This is a genomic window from Microbacterium sp. CH-015 (assembly GCF_049707015.1).
Classification (GTDB): Bacteria; Actinomycetota; Actinomycetes; order Actinomycetales; family Microbacteriaceae; genus Microbacterium; species Microbacterium aurum.
In genome coordinates, this window is the sequence record NZ_JBNAFJ010000001.1 from 78621 (window position 1) to 93135 (window position 14515).

Annotated in this window: 13 protein-coding genes; 6 read left to right on the forward strand and 7 right to left on the reverse strand. The window is 69.8% G+C overall.

The genetic code is table 11. The features are described from left to right. Positions 1-8 precede the first annotated feature (8 nt). Complete coding sequence (locus tag ACPYN4_RS00400; RefSeq protein WP_239279882.1) at positions 9-908, forward strand: glycosyltransferase; 900 nt, start codon at positions 9-11, stop codon at positions 906-908. Between the two features lie 114 nt (positions 909-1022). Here the strand turns inward: ACPYN4_RS00400 and ACPYN4_RS00405 are convergent, their stop codons facing one another. Beyond that, complete coding sequence (locus ACPYN4_RS00405; protein ID WP_281653674.1) at positions 1023-2756, reverse strand: DUF4082 domain-containing protein; 1734 nt, start codon at positions 2754-2756, stop codon at positions 1023-1025. A 207-nt stretch (positions 2757-2963) separates the two neighbouring features. On the opposite strand from ACPYN4_RS00405, the gene ACPYN4_RS00410 reads away from it, so the two are divergent. Next, complete coding sequence (locus tag ACPYN4_RS00410; RefSeq protein ID WP_424445333.1) at positions 2964-3389, forward strand: VanZ family protein; 426 nt, start codon at positions 2964-2966, stop codon at positions 3387-3389. Here the strand turns inward: ACPYN4_RS00410 and ACPYN4_RS00415 are convergent. The 6 genes from ACPYN4_RS00415 to ACPYN4_RS00440 all read right to left on the reverse strand — a co-directional run bounded on the left by ACPYN4_RS00415 (position 3373) and on the right by ACPYN4_RS00440 (position 9704). Beyond that, complete coding sequence (locus tag ACPYN4_RS00415; protein WP_287269187.1) at positions 3373-4026, reverse strand: polysaccharide deacetylase family protein; 654 nt, start codon at positions 4024-4026, stop codon at positions 3373-3375. The two genes, ACPYN4_RS00410 and ACPYN4_RS00415, sit on opposite strands and share 17 nt — an antisense overlap. Then, positions 4023-4877, reverse strand: coding sequence for a glycosyltransferase (locus ACPYN4_RS00420; protein ID WP_239279878.1), 855 nt, complete (start codon positions 4875-4877; stop codon positions 4023-4025). Before ACPYN4_RS00420 ends, ACPYN4_RS00415 begins: the two co-directional genes overlap by 4 nt. A 5-nt stretch (positions 4878-4882) precedes the next feature. Continuing rightward, the gene (locus ACPYN4_RS00425) at positions 4883-5908 is read right to left on the reverse strand and encodes a hypothetical protein (protein ID WP_239279877.1); all 1026 of its coding nucleotides are present in this window, start codon (positions 5906-5908) and stop codon (positions 4883-4885) included. Further along, positions 5905-7164, reverse strand: coding sequence for an MFS transporter (locus ACPYN4_RS00430; RefSeq protein ID WP_239279925.1), 1260 nt, complete (start codon positions 7162-7164; stop codon positions 5905-5907). The genes ACPYN4_RS00425 and ACPYN4_RS00430 overlap by 4 nt, the downstream gene beginning before the upstream one ends. A 2-nt stretch (positions 7165-7166) precedes the next feature. After that, positions 7167-7844, reverse strand: a complete 678-nt coding sequence (locus tag ACPYN4_RS00435; RefSeq protein WP_239279876.1) for a hypothetical protein — start codon at positions 7842-7844, stop codon at positions 7167-7169. A gap of 342 nt (positions 7845-8186) precedes the next feature. Further along, positions 8187-9704: a sugar transferase gene (locus ACPYN4_RS00440; RefSeq protein ID WP_239279875.1), complete on the reverse strand. Its 1518-nt coding sequence runs from the start codon at positions 9702-9704 to the stop codon at positions 8187-8189. Between the two features lie 583 nt (positions 9705-10287). Between ACPYN4_RS00440 and glmS the strand changes: the two genes are divergently transcribed. From glmS to tsaE, 4 genes are all read left to right on the forward strand, one after another. Next, entirely contained in the window at positions 10288-12138 is a 1851-nt protein-coding gene (glmS, locus tag ACPYN4_RS00445) for a glutamine--fructose-6-phosphate transaminase (isomerizing) (RefSeq protein WP_239279874.1), read from the forward strand. A gap of 72 nt (positions 12139-12210) precedes the next feature. Continuing rightward, positions 12211-12642, forward strand: coding sequence for a holo-ACP synthase (locus tag ACPYN4_RS00450; protein ID WP_239279873.1), 432 nt, complete (start codon positions 12211-12213; stop codon positions 12640-12642). Further along, a complete protein-coding gene (gene alr / locus ACPYN4_RS00455; protein ID WP_239279872.1) occupies positions 12639-13763 on the forward strand; it encodes an alanine racemase in 1125 nt (374 codons plus the stop codon). Before ACPYN4_RS00450 ends, alr begins: the two co-directional genes overlap by 4 nt. Positions 13764-13992: 229 nt before the next feature. After that, positions 13993-14496 (forward strand): tRNA (adenosine(37)-N6)-threonylcarbamoyltransferase complex ATPase subunit type 1 TsaE, encoded by a 504-nt coding sequence (gene tsaE / locus ACPYN4_RS00460; RefSeq protein ID WP_239279871.1) that lies wholly within the window; start codon positions 13993-13995, stop codon positions 14494-14496. Positions 14497-14515: the final 19 nt, after the last annotated feature.

Consider the following 14515-nt stretch of genomic DNA (forward strand, 5'->3'; position numbering starts at 1 on the left):
CTGGACCAGTGGAAATCGATGTCGCTGCCGTCGTCGTGACATACAACAGCGAGGATCACGTCGCGGGGCTGCTGGACAGTGTCGGTCCCGCGCTCGGGGCGCTCTCGGGAGCGATCGTCGTGGTGGACAACGGCTCCACCGACCGCACTCTCGAGATCCTCGACGAGCGCACCGACTGCGTCGTCATCCGCTCCACGAACGTCGGGTACGCGGCGGGCATGAACCGCGCCATCGCCGCCGCGCCCAAGGCGCGGGCATTCCTCATCCTCAACCCCGACGCCACGCTCGACCCGGACTCGGTCGAGACGATGATGCGCGTGTTGGCGCAACCCGGAGTGGGGATCGTCGCCCCGCGCGTTCGGGAGAGCGACGGATCGCTGTCGCCGTCGCTGCGCCGGCGTCCGACGCTCGGCCGGGTGGGCGGCCTGAGCTTCACGGGGCTCGCCGCCTTCACCGAGCGCATCGAGGACCCGCGCGAGTACGAGAGCGCGCACGACGTCGATTGGGCGGTCGGCGCTGTCCTCCTCGTCGATGCGGGCTGCTACACGGCGCTCGGGGGCATGGACGAGTCGTTCTTCCTCTACTCGGAAGAGACGGATCTGAGCCTGCGCGCGCGTGCGGGCGGATGGGCGACGCGCTACACGCCCGATGCCGGAGCCGTGCACGTCGGGGGCGGTTCGGGCGAGAGCGACTTCACGCATACGCTGAAGATCGTGAACCGCGTCCGCATCTACCGCCGCCTCACCGGGCCCGTGCGCGGCTGGATGTACCTGTGGGCGAGCGTGTTCGTCGAACTGCGCCGCGCTGCCCTCGGGCGCCGCGAATCGCGGGCCGCGGTGAAGGCGCTGCTCGTTCCCTCGGCGCGGCCCGAGGTGCTCGGCCTCGGATCGGTGTTCGTTCCGCGCTGAGCACGCAGCACCGCCCGGCACCGGATCGAGCTGCCGGATCGAACGGCGCCGCGTCGAACCGGAACGGCCGGCCCGCATTGCGCGGACCGGCCGTTCCGGGTGGGGGAGCGGGCGTCACTCCTCGGGGCGTCCGATCGCCGCGCCGTCGCTGAATCGGTTGTTCGACCAGACGTTGCCGTTCGGCGCGCCGGCCTTGTTCAACGAGTTGGTCGGGCCGTAGACGCCGCACTTGCCGGATCCGCCGCGGGCGAACACATTGTCGGTGACCGTGAGGTTCCGCGTGTTCGGGTACGGCTTGCCGGGGTAGTAGCCGGGGTTGAGGCAGTAGCCGGCTTGGGTGTGCTTGCCGGCGTCGCTCATATCGAACGTGGATGCCAGGTAGTTCTTCGTGATGGTGATGTTCTGGATCGGCCCGTAGTCGCCGTAGAACCCGATCACCGCCGAGCAGCCGGCATCCTCGACGCGACTGGAGTAGGCCGACCAATCACCGCAGGTGGCGTAGTTGTGCTCGATGCGGAAGCCATCGGTGCCGTTCCCGCCGAAGGCGTTGTAGTGGTACGCGCCGCCGAGTTCCATCCCGTGGACCCAGTTGTCCTTGGCCTCGCAGTTGGTGTCGCACTTGATCACGCCTTCACCGCCGTGCGAGTTCACGCGGTAGGCGAAGAAGTTGCTGCGACCGATGTTCTCCCACCACGGAAGGTCCGGCGGGGCCACTTCGGTGTCCTCGATGAGCACGGGGCCGTAGCTCGACTTCTCCGCGAAGATGACGCCCTTCACGAGGGAGTTGCGGATCGTGACGCATGGAGTGCTCTTCGATGTCGTGCCGTTGCCGGCTTCGATGATGATCGATTCGTTCACGATCTTCGAGTCGATGACGACGCCGCAGGAGCGGATGGTGGTCGGGCCCGTGTACGTGGTGAGGGTGACGGGCTTGCGGGAGTCGCCGGGCAGGCCCTGCGGGTAGCCGGTGTTCTGCGGTCCTGGCCAGCATCCGCCCCACGGGTCCGGTCCGCCGGGGGTGTTGGCCGCGCCCACGCACGATCCCGGGGTCGCCGGAGCGGACGTCGCCGACGGCGTCGGCGTGGGGGTCGCCGTCGGTGTCGGGGTGGACGTCGGTGTCGGCGTCGGCGTGGGCGTCGCGGTCGGCTTCGGCGTGGGGGTCGCGGTCGGCTTCGGCGTGGGCGAGGTCGACGGGGTCGGGCTGGACGACGGAAGCGGCTTCGCATCGCCGGATGCCGCGAAGACGATGTCGACCAGATAGTTCGAGCCGCGGTACGTGCTCTGCGGGACGCTGCTCGTCGCGCCGTAGCGGTACACACCGGCGCTCGAGTCGAGGCGGAAGCCGTTCTGGGTCTTGCTGCGCACCAGATCCTGCTCTCGCACCGGATAGGCGCCCTCCGGTGCCTGGTATGAGGCGACGTACCGCTTGCCTGCGCTGAGTTTGACGGGGTTGTCGAGGGCGACCGTCCGCCACCCGACGGTGCGATCCGCGGGGAACGACGCGCGTGCGAGTACGGTACCGTCCGCGGACCACAGCGTCGCGGACGTCACATCCGTCGTGGCGCTGCCCTGGTAGTACTGCAATGCGGTGACCGATCCCGAACGCTCCGGGCTGAATCGGATGCCGAGTTCGACCGGAACCCGATCGGGATCGACGGCGACGGTGGGCTTGAGTTGGTCGGAGAAGATGCCGGTCGTCGTGGGGGCGGCGACGGCAGGGGTGATGATGGCCAGTCCTGTGATGGACAGTCCGGCCGCGATGAGTGCGGCGACGGCGACGCGGAGATTCCGCGTCAGGTGGGAGCGCACGCGGACGCGTTCGCGAGGGGTGGGGGCTTCGGCAGACATCTCGTTCCGTAAGTGGGAAGCGACCCGGCGGGTTTTCGGGGAGAGGACCGGGTCTGACGATCAGGTTCTAGGGAAGTATGACCGCAGTGTAGGGCCTCCTCGGAACGAATGAGAGAACACTCACATGCAGACCGTTCGGATATGCTCCTGCAGGAGCAGCGTCGGCGGGGGCACCGTCTGCGATGCGGCCACCTGGGGAGGGGCGTGATGGGACGACGGAGTGCCGCTATCGGACTGGGGGTGTACGGGGTGGCCGCTGCGGTCATCCTTCTGGCGCCTGTCTCGTACGGCGACATCGTTCAGGCGATCGCCGACGTCCTGGGCCGTCTTTTCGGTCTGGACGGGTTCGGCTCCGGCTGGGTCGAGTTCGTCGCCAACATCCTGCTCTTCACGCCGCTCGGGTTCCTCCTGACGGTGTTGTTGTACCCGCGCTGGTGGGCGGTGCCGCTCGCGATCGCCTTGTCGGCATGCGTGGAACTTGCGCAGATCGTCATCCCCTCGCGGCAGCCGAGCCTGCGAGATGTGCTCGCCAACAGTCTGGGCGCCCTCGTCGGCGCGTTGGTCGCGTTGCTCGTCATCGGATGGCGGGCGCGGCGTCGTCGGCGCCGCGAGAGGATCAGCGCAACCGTTTGACGAGGCTTGCGGCGGCGTTCCGCGCCTCGGACGCCCCGCTCCGGCGCGTGACGAGAGCGCTGACCGACTCGGCAGTGTCATGCTCGGTGACGCTGTAGCGCGCACGCATCCATGCTCCCGGCCGACTCCGGTAGCGGTCGCTCGTGTACAGCACCCGGTACCCGGCGGCGCGGACCCGGCGCACGGTGTTCCGGTCATACCGGCCGAGAGGGAGCGCCGCCTCGGTGGGGGTCGTGCCCGACGCCTCCTGGATCGCATTGCGCGCGTCGAACAGTTCGCGCCGTGCCGCCGCGTCGTCGAGCGCGCGCCACGGGGTGTGGGTCCACCCGTGGTTTCCGATGGACATCCCCGCCGCGACCAGCGAGCGCAGGTCTCGCGCGTTCAGGCTCGCGGGGTCGTCGAGGCGCCCCGCGAGCACGAAGAACGTCGCACGCAACCCGCGATCCGTGAGCGCCGGGAGAGCGATGTCGAGGTCGGACCGATTGCCGTCGTCGAAGCTCAGTTCGACGTCGGATCGGTCCGCGAGGGCGTCGAGCGTGCGCAGGAAGGTGTCCTCCGCCATCCAGTACCGGGCTTCGCCGCTTTCCCGCTCATCGGCGCAGACGCCGATGCCGTGAAAGCAGATGTGCGTGGTCACGTGACGTTCTCCTCAGGTCTTGCTCGCGTGCTCGTGTCGTGTCCCCAGCCGACCGCCTGCCCACGTCGCCCGCGCCGCCCTGCGATCGCGGTGATCACGACATAGGGCACGGCAGCGGGCGCGAGCCAGGGATTCGGCACCACGACGTCGCGCAGCCAGGCCCAGCGATCCGACGGTCGGACGGTGATCGCGACCTCCCCAGACGCCGCCGCCGCCCGCAGCTGCGCGTTGCCGCGGCGCACGCGAACCAGCCGGGCGAGAAGATCGGAGGTGCGCATCGGAGCCTCGACGACGACCTCGATCGCCGCGACTTCGCGCTTCTCCGCATCGTCGAAGAGTGAGTCGAGGAAGAGGTCATCCGCAACCAGTGTCGGGAAATCCGCGAACCGATCTCGCCCCTCCTCGGAGAGCGCGATCAGGCCGCGTCCGAACAGCCCTCGCCGAAAGACCGGGAGCCGTGAACTGATCGCCGTGTAGGCGCGCACGGGCCAGGAGCGGCCTACGACCTCGATACGTCGAGCCGGAACCGCAGCGAGGATGCCGGGCGCGTCGAGCGACTCGCACAGCGCGGTCAGACCTCCGGGAGGGACGACGATATCGGCATCGAGGTAGATGCGCGGAAAGCTCCCGGCGACGTCTTCGGCGGCGTTGAGCGCCGCCGCCTTGCCGGGCTCGGAGCGATCGATGACGACCGCTCCGCGACGGGCCGCGATCTCGGCGGTGCGATCCGCGCATCCGTTGGCGCTGACGATGATCTCCAGTCGCCCGGGCACATCCTGCGCAAGAAGCGCGGTGAGACACCGGTCGATGACCGCTTCCTCATTGTGCGCTGCGATGATGACGCTGACCATGGGCTCTACCCTCGCCCCCGCACCACCGACGGCGACCAGGCGTGTTCGATGAACACGCTCGGCTCGCTCGAGCCGTCCGCCGCCAGCTTCCAAACGTCGTAGTCGCCCACGGCACCGTCTCGAGGCATCCCGTAGAGAATCGTGCCGTCGTCGAGCCACTCGATCTGGTCGTCGATGCTGCGCGTCTCCGGCAGCAGGGTGACCGCGCCGGTGGCGATGTCGTAGACCGCGGGTGTCCAGTGCACGGTGGGGCCGGAGCCCGATGTGACGCGTTTGAACGCGATCCGCGTGCCGTCGGGGGAAAGCGAGGGACACTCGACGTTGGCGGCGATCGCATCGAGGGACCGGGTGGAGATCGATCCCTTCACGAGGTAGGTGGTGCCGACCGTCGTCATCCCGACGGTCGCGTAGAAGGTGTCGTCATCGACGAACGTGATGCCCCAGTAGTTGCGGTCCACCGGTGCGCTCGGCCGGCCGTCGATCATCAGCGACCAGTCTTCGAGAGTGCCGAGGTCCTCTCCCGTCGTCGTGTGGATGCGGGTGTCGGTCGAGAAGCCGATGGTCGCGTAGGAGTGTCCTGTCACGAACGACGTGGAGGCGATGAGGGTGCCATCGGATGAGATGCGGGTGCGACTCGGGAGACCGGGAAGGGGCCATGAGGCGGCTTCAGTGCCGTCCGCCCGATACAGCGTGCCGGTATAGCTCGGAGTGATGCCGCGTACTGTCCGCAGGCAGCTGAACTCGAGGGGCGTGGCATCCACGCGGTCGCAGACGACGTCGGAGATCGCGCGCGGACCGCTGGGATCGGTCAGCGGCACCGAGGCGACGTGGCCGTACTCGGCACCCGAGGCGGTGCTCCGGAAGACCACGCGATCGGATCCGATCACCGGTGCGGCCTCGGTCGCCACATCGCTCGGAGCCTGCTGCCGCGCCTGATACTGCTGCCATGCGACGATGCCCACGACGCCGGTCGCAGCGAAAGCCAGGACCGCGAGGACCGCGATCAGGATCCAGCGCGCGCGAACACTCACGGCGTCCCGCCCTTCTCCGCCTTCGCCGGCCGGTGCAGCACCGGACGCAGGAGAACTGCGACGAGGGGAATCGCGAGCGCGAGCACGATCGCCACTGCGATCATCGCCGCGTCGCGGCCGGCGACGAACCACAGGACGCCGAAGCCGGCTGCCGAGACGAACCGCGTGAGCGCCACGACCGTCTGCGCGGTGGCGATCGCCGTGCCTCGACTGTCCGGGGGTGCCAGTTGTGAGACGAGAGCCGAAAGCACCCCGTCGGTCGCGGCGTAGAACGCGCCCAGGAACACGAGACAGAGGATCGTCGCGGCCACATCGGCGAGCGGCAGCACCGCGATGACATAGGCGGCGAGCAACCCCAGGTGGCCCCAGACGAAAACGCGGGCTCGGCCGACCCGGTCGGCGAGGCGCCCGAGAGGGACGGCGAATGCCAGGAAGGCCACGTTCGTGCCGACATACAGCAGGGGGAACCAGAGCGCGGCGAAATCGCTTCGGGCCTGCAGCACCAGGTAGACGAAGCCGTCGCCGATCGTGACGAGTCCGAGGGTGCCCGCGGCGGCGAGGACGCGCCGCATGGGTCCTCGGACCACGGCGCGCCAGTCCACCTTCCGACGTGCTTCCGCGCGCCGTGCTCGAACGTTCGGGACGACGAGACCGAGGATCAGCACGCCGAGCGTGGCGAAGACGAGCGAAGCGACGAAGACGATGTGGAACCCGTCCGGCACCATCAGCAGGATGAGGAACGCGAGGAACGGACCGATAGCGGCCCCGATGTTGTCGAGCATCCGATGCACGCCGAAGGCGTTGCCGAGCCGTTCGGGATCGCTCGTCGCCGTGATGAGGGCATCTCGCGGCGCTGTGCGGATGCCCTTGCCGATCCGGTCCGCGGTGATCACGGCCGTCATCGCGGCGAACCCGCTCCACAGCAGGAGTCCCACACGTGCGACCGCAGCCAGCGCGTACCCCACGAACGCCACCCATTTGGGCTGATCGAGGCGGTCAGAGGCGTAGCCCCCCGCGATGCGGACGATCGCGCTCGTGCCCTGGTACAGACCGTCGAGCACGCCGAAGGCGATCGTCGAGAGGCCGAGGAACCCGGTGATGTACAGCGGAAGGATCGCCGAGACGGACTCGGAGGAGATGTCGGTCAGCATCGAGACGATACCGAGCGTCACCACGGTGGACGACACGGTGCGCACGCCGGCCGGTGCGCCGCCGCGTGGCTTGTCTGCCGGGGAGTTGGTGAGCGAGATGTACACGGTCACTCCGTCCGCAGCGTGCCGAACAGCTTGTAGACGAGGCCCGTCGCGGTCTCACTGGTGGTGAGCGAGATCGAGGTGAAGGGGCCGGAGTATGAGACGGTCGAGTCATCGCCGCCGGCGGGAGCGAGTCCGAGTGAGGCCCAGAGGGCGCGATAGTGATCGGCGATCTCTGCGGCGCTCTGCTCGGTCCGCGCGGTGAGACCCGCCTGCATCCTCGTGCCCTCTGAGGCGATCGACGAGTAGATGATCTCCGCGCCCGCCACCGGAGCCGCGACAGAAGTGGGGAAGCCGTCCACGAGCTTCCCCTGGGCGGTGGCGTCGGGCGGGAGCGGTGCGGCCACAAGCGGCGACGCCTGCGTCCGCTCGGGCAGTCGCGCGGCGTCCGACTGGCCTGTCTCCGGTGGCAGTACTTCGCTGCCGTCGACGGGCGTGGGCGCTGTGGTCGGTGTGGTCGGTGTTCCAGGCGACTCGGTCGTCCCCTGGGTCGGTCCCTGGACCGACCCAGACCGCGCTGTGTCGGCACTCCCGCCCGCGCCAGGCCGCACGACAAGCAGCGATCCCGCCCAGATGAGCCCCGCGGCGACGATCACGGCGATGCCGATCAGCGCCCATCGCATTCCGCGCGTCAGCGCGCGCGTCTTCGTCTCGGGCGCATCTGCGCCCTCAGTCGTCCCCATTTACGGATCCCCACATGCTCCGTACCGCCACTGCTTTCCACACTCGTTCGTCCGACACGATCGGCCGCCGTCCCCGGGGCAGATCTCTGTGGGCGATCGCCTCCTCAGAATCTACTCAGCTTCCCCCTCGTGCCGATAGCCACGTCCCGCGCAACCTCGGTGAACGGCGCGCCCGCCCTCGTGTGGGAGGAAGGGCGGGCGCGCCGCGTGGTGGCCGGCGCATACCCGCCGGGGGTCGGCATACCGCACCCGTGTGCGCGCACGAGGAGCACCCACCGACCCTGCCCGAAGGCGGGATCGTCTGCGTGGGTCGGCTGGGCCGGGCATGCTCGGTCACCTCTTTCAGTACGCTCCGCTCGGGCGGACCATGACGGCCGCAGTGCGGAGGATGATCTTCACATCGGCCAGGAGCGACCAGTTCTCGACGTAGTTGAGGTCGAGGCGCACGCTCTGTTCCCAGGACAGGTCGCTGCGACCGCTCACCTGCCACAGGCCCGTGATGCCGGGCTGCACGTACAGTCGCCGCAGCACGTGATGGTCGTAGTCGGCCACCTCGCTCGGCAGCGGAGGTCGAGGACCGACGACGCTCATGTCACCGATGAGCACGTTCCAGAACTGCGGCAGCTCATCGAGCGAGAACTTCCGCAGCACCGCACCGACCCGGGTGACACGGGGGTCGTTGCGCAACTTGAACAGCGGTCCCGAGCCCTCGTTGGATGCCGCGAGCTCGGCCTTTCGGTCTTCGGCATCCATGCTCATGGTGCGGAACTTCAGGATCTCGAACACCTGGCCGTCGCGCCCGATGCGACGCTGACGGAAGAACACGCCGCCGGGGCTGTCGAGCGTGATCGCCAGTGCGATGACCGGCGTGAGCAGAGCGATGGGCACGAGCGCGAGCGTGGCGACGACGACATCCAGTGCGCGCTTGGCGCGTAGCGTGGAGCGGTCGAATCGGGGCAGGCTCACGTGGGTCAGCGCGAGCCCGTGCGTGCGGTCGAACGCGATCCGCGAGCGGTCGACGTCGGTGAGGCGCGTGGCGAGGATCAGGTCGGTCGCGGCCCCCTCGAGGCTCCAGCTGAGCCGGCGCAGGTAGTCGGCGTCGTGGACGCCGTCGGCGACGATCACGGTCTCGATGCAGAGCTCCTTGGCGAGGCGCGCGACCTCCTCCGGGCGGCCCAAGGTGGCGAATGTCCGGCCGGCCACCTCGACGCTGGTGCCTTCGTCACCGAGCAGAGCGACACCCAGCACGTTGTGGATGAGGCGTGAGTCGGCCAGAAGCGACGTCAGCGCGTACTCGACGCTGCTGCGCGAGCCCACGACGATCGTGCGCGGCCCCATGGTGCGGTGCGGCGGTCGGCGCCGGGCGAAGGTGCGGCGCGTTGCGCGCACCGCCACGAGCGTCGCCGCACCGAGCGGCACGGTGAGCAGCAGGTGCGGCCCGAGCACGGGCCAGCCGGTCACGACCGACAGCGTCGCGATCGCCGCGACGCCCACCATCGTGGAGTGCAGGATCGGCGCGAGTTCGAAACGCTCGCCGGCCCCCCGCCGGTGCGCGTGATCGCTCAGCACGATGAGCGTCGCCGCCCACGCGGCCACGATGACGACCGCAGCCGTGACCGACATGCGATCGAGCTCGGTCGCCGGCGCCACCGCGTGCAGAACGGTGGTCAGAGCGGCGGCCGACGCGATGATCGCGGTGTCGATGAGCGCGAAGCGTGCCCGTCGACGCCGGCCCTGACTCAGTCGCCGCTCGAGCACCGGCATGACCTTCGGCGCGCCGATCGTCTGCGTGATCGGCGCCGGCGTCGTTGCGACGTGCGATGCGACGTGCGTCGGCGCACCCGACACGAGCGCGGTCAACGCTCTGCTCCCTCGATCGCGGGCGCGATGGATCGGCGCTCCCGGCGCGCGCAGGCGCGCGCCACAGTGATTCCCCCCATGAGATTCCCCAGTGTTCCCCGTTGCAGGCCGAAGCCCGCGATCCCCAGCGGCGGAACCAGTCCGCCATTCCCCGTTCTCCCCGGCAGCCCCCGGATCGACTCCCACATCGACCCCGGGACCGGACTGGAGGACGCCGACCCCTCGGCATCCGTCCTGCCTTTCGACAGCCGGTTCGGGATGAGTATTGCACACCCGCGCCTCCCTGGGAAGGACCCGTGAAACGAAGTCGCATCAGAGGAGGAGGGGGGAGGCCCCGCGTGTCGTGCCCGAAGTCCCGGGGCTCCCCCGTCCGGGCCTAAGAATGGAGATGCCAGTACGATCGCCGGTCGTCCCCAGCGGCTCGTGCCCTCGGAGTCCCCAGCTTGAGGGCCAGGCGATGTGGCGGAGGCCTTCGCGGGCGCTCCCTCCCGGAGAGCACTGCCCGCGAAGGCCTCACTTCGCGAAGCCCTCGGACGGTTTTGCGAGGGGTCCGACCAAACCTCGGCGGGCTACCCTTGACCCTATGTGTGGAATCGTCGGATACGTGGGCCCGCGCGAAAGCCAGGCCATCCTCCTCTCGGGTCTCGCCCGCCTCGAGTACCGCGGCTACGACTCGGCCGGCATCGCCGTCATCGACGGATCCGGCGACCTCGACATGCGCAAGCGGGCCGGCAAGCTCCAGGTGCTGCGCGACGACCTCGCGGCCCACCCGATGCCCGACGGCACGACGGGAATCGGTCACACCCGCTGGGCGACGCACGGCGGTCCGACGGATGCCAATGCGCATCCGCACCTCGCCGACGACGGCAAGCTCGCCGTCATCCACAACGGCATCATCGAGAACTTCGCCGAGCTGAAGGCGGAACTGCTCTCGCTCGGCTACACCTTCCGCTCCGAGACGGACACCGAGGTCGCGGCGGTCCTGCTCGGACACGAGTACGGCACCTCCGGCGATCTGACGGCAGCCTTCCGGTCGGTCGTCTCGCGCCTCGAGGGTGCCTTCACGCTGCTCGCGATGCACCAGGACCAGCCCGGACTCGTCGTCGGCGCGCGCCGGAACTCGCCGCTCGTGATCGGCCTCGGCGACGGCGAGAACTTCCTCGGGTCGGATGTCGCCGCGTTCGTCGAGCACACGCGCAGCGCCCTCGCCATCGGCCAGGACGAGATCGTCGCGATCACTCCCGGCGGCGTCGAGATCACCGACTTCGAGGGCGTTGCCGTCGAGGCGTCCCCGTTCGAGGTCGTCTGGGACGCTTCCGCAGCGGAGAAGGGCGGCTGGTCCTCGTTCATGGCCAAGGAGGTCTCCGAGGAGCCCGAGGCCGTCGCCAACACGATCCGCGGGCGCGTGCACGACGGCGAGGTCGTGATCCCGGAGCTCGACGGTCTCGACGATCTGTTCACCGGCATCCGTCGCATCATCGTCATCGCGTGCGGCACCGCCGCCTACGCGGCCCAGACCGGTGCGTACGCCATCGAGCAGTGGACCCGCGTCCCCGTGAGCGTCGAGCTCGCCCACGAGTTCCGTTACCGCGATCCCGTCATCGGCGACGACACTCTGGTCGTGTCGATCTCGCAGTCCGGCGAGACGATGGACACCCTCATGGCCGTCAAGTACGCGCGCGAGTGCGGCGCCAAGACGCTGTCGATCTGCAACACGCAGGGCGCGACGATCCCGCGCGAGTCGGATGCCGTGATCTACACCCACGCGGGGCCCGAGGTCGCCGTGGCATCCACGAAGGCGTTCGTCGCCCAGATCACCGCGCTGTACCTGCTCGCCCTCCATGTCGGCCGACTGCGCGGGGTGCTCTCCGCCGCCGAGTCCGCCGATCACGTGCGGGAGCTCGAGGCGGTCCCCGCGAAGATCCAGCGCGTGCTGGACGAGGAGCAGACGCACATCGAGCAGTTCTCGCGCTGGATGGCAGACACCCAGTCGGTGCTCTTCCTCGGCCGTCACGTCGGGTTCCCCATCGCGCTCGAGGGGGCCCTCAAGCTCAAGGAGATCAGCTACATCCATGCCGAGGGGTTCGCCGCAGGCGAGCTCAAGCACGGTCCGATCGCGCTGATCGAGCCGGGGCAGCCGGTCTTCGTGATCGTGCCGTCGCCGCGCGAGTCGGCGGAGCTGCACAAGAAGGTCGTGTCGAACATCCAGGAGATCCGCGCGCGCGGAGCCCGGGTGATCGTCGTCGCGGAAGAAGGGGATGCCGCGGTGCTGCCCTTCGCCGACGAGGTGCTGCGGATCCCGCTCGCGGGGCCCTTCTTCGAGCCGCTGCTGGCGGTCGTGCCGCTGCACATCTTCGCGATGGGCCTCGCGACGGCGAAGGGTCTCGATGTCGACCAGCCGCGGAACCTCGCGAAGTCCGTCACCGTCGAGTGAGGTTCCGCGCGGCTGACGGCGTCGCCGTCGGCGCCCGCATCCGCCCCGACCGGCGCCGGTAGGCTGGATGCCGTGATCGTCGGTATCGGCGTCGACCTCGTCGACATCCCACGCTTCGAGCGGTCGATCGCGCGCACGCCGCGGCTCCTCGAGCGGCTGTTCGCACCGGGGGAGCGCGCCCTGAAGCCGCACTCGCTGGCTGCGCGCTACGCCGCGAAAGAGGCCCTCATCAAGGCCCTCGGCGGCTCGGAGGGCGTGCACTGGACCGATATCGAAGTGGCCTCCGAGCCGAGCGGGCGGCCGGTGTTCGCGCTGACCGGTGAGACGGCCGAGACGGTGGATGCCCGCGGCATCCGCTCGCTTCACCTGTCGCTCAGTCATGATGCGGGCCTTGCGACCGCGTACGTCATCGCCGAATCGGTGGGCGTCTCGCCCGCCGCCGCCTCGACACACGTGCCCACGGAGGCCGCGGTCGCCACCCCGGCCGAAGGAGCCTCGGCATGAGCAGCCTCCCCGCCGGCGTCCTGCGCGAAGCGCTCATCGACACCGCCGCCATCACCGAGAACGTGAGGCATCTGCGTCGCGTCACCGATTCCGACGTGATCGCCGTCGTCAAAGCGGACGGCTACGGTCACGGCGCTGCGCGTTCCGCCGCCGCCGCTCTCGCCGGCGGCGCGAACCGGATCGGTGTCTCCGACATCTCCGAGGCGCTCGCGCTCCGCAGGGCCGGGATCGATGCGCCGATCCTCGCGTGGCTGCATGCGCCCGGGGCATCCTTCGTGGAGGCGGCCGCCGCGCGGATCGAGCTCGGCATCTCGAGCTTCGACCAGCTCGAGGCGGCTGCTGCCGCGGCATCCGGCGATGCTCCTGTCGCGGTGCACCTCAAGGCCGAGACGGGTCTCGGGCGCAACGGCATCGCGCCCGCCGACCTCGGCCGCGTGTTCTCCGAAGCGGCGCGCCTCGAACGCATCGGGCGGCTGCGTGTCGTCGGGATCTTCAGTCATCTCTCGAACACGAGCGAGGCCGACGACCTCGCCGCGGTCTCCCGTTTCGAGGGCGCGCTCTCGCTCGCAGCGACGCACGGGCTTGCGCCGCAGGTGCGGCACATCGCCGCCTCGCATGCGGCGATCGCCCTGCCCCAGGCGCGCTTCGGGTGCGTGCGGCTCGGGATCGCGATCTACGGACTCTCGCCCTTCCCCGACCGCACCTCGGCGGACCTCGGCCTTCGCCCCGCGATGACCTTGCGCGGGGCGGTCGCGGCCGTGCGACGGGTGCCCGCGGGGCAGGGAGTGTCGTACGGCTACGTGCACCGCACGGAGGAGGAGACGACGCTCGCCCTCGTGCCGCTCGGCTACGCCGACGGGGTGCCGCGCGCGGCCTCCGGCGCCGGGGCCGTGCGCCTCGGCGGCACGACCTTCCCGGTCGCGGGTCGCATCGCGATGGACCAGTTCGTCGTGGATGTCGGGTCGCACCCGGTCGCCGTGGGCGATGAGGCCATCCTGTTCGGCGACCCGGCCCTCGGGCATCCGCCGGTGGAGGCCTGGGCCGACGCCGCGGACACGATCAACTACGAGATCGTCACGCGGATCGGCCCCCGTGTGCCCCGCCGCGAGGTCGCACGATGACCCGGCATGCGCGCGCCGCGGCCACGTCTTTCGTCGGCACGGTCCCCGCTGTCGCGGGGTTCGGCGGGCATCCGTTCAGCTTCTTCGCCGACTCTCGCGAACCGTATTCAGTCCGCAGCGCACGTGCAGCCGAGCGGAGCCGCGGAAACACGGGGCCCGGCCGCGGCGCCCGCTCCGCGCAGACTGAATACGGAACGGCGAGTATGGGGCACGGAACGGCGGAGGCCGCATGAGCGGGCTGGATGCCTTCGTCGGCGAGCGCGAGATCGCCTCGCCGTCCGAGATGGAGGCCCTGGGTCGTGAGCTCGGCGGGGCGCTCGCGGGCGGTGACCTGGTCGTGCTCACGGGCGCGCTGGGTGCCGGAAAGACCACCCTCACCAGGGGAATCGCCGCGTCCTTGGGCGTGCGCGGGCGGGTGCAGAGCCCGACGTTCGTGATCGCGCGCACGCATCCGTCGCTGGGTGACGGTCCGTCGCTCGTGCATGTGGATGCGTATCGCCTGGGCACCGACGGGGAACTGGACGATCTCGACATCGACTATCCGCACTCCGTCGTGATCGCGGAGTGGGCGGCGCCCTATGCCGCAGCCGTCGCCGACAGGTGGTGGGAGGTCGAGATCGACCGCGGCTGGTCAGGCACCGGGGTCGACAACGCGTGCGGCACGGCGGGACCGCACGTCGCCGACATGGAGGATGCCGCGCCACGGCTCGTCCGCATCTCGTGCCGCCCGTAGCGGATCGAGCCGCCCCTCC

Bases quoted from the DNA above. Each gene is read 5' to 3' on its own strand.
- tsaE (WP_239279871.1), top strand. From the start codon at position 13,993: ATGAGCGGGCTGGATGCCTTCGTCGGCGAGCGCGAGATCGCCTCGCCG.
- alr (WP_239279872.1), top strand. From the start codon at position 12,639: ATGAGCAGCCTCCCCGCCGGCGTCCTGCGCGAAGCGCTCATCGACACC.
- glmS (WP_239279874.1), top strand. From the start codon at position 10,288: ATGTGTGGAATCGTCGGATACGTGGGCCCGCGCGAAAGCCAGGCCATC.
- ACPYN4_RS00435 (WP_239279876.1), bottom strand. From the start codon at position 7,844: ATGGGGACGACTGAGGGCGCAGATGCGCCCGAGACGAAGACGCGCGCG.
- ACPYN4_RS00405 (WP_281653674.1), bottom strand. From the start codon at position 2,756: ATGTCTGCCGAAGCCCCCACCCCTCGCGAACGCGTCCGCGTGCGCTCC.
- ACPYN4_RS00420 (WP_239279878.1), bottom strand. From the start codon at position 4,877: ATGGTCAGCGTCATCATCGCAGCGCACAATGAGGAAGCGGTCATCGAC.
- ACPYN4_RS00410 (WP_424445333.1), top strand. From the start codon at position 2,964: ATGGGACGACGGAGTGCCGCTATCGGACTGGGGGTGTACGGGGTGGCC.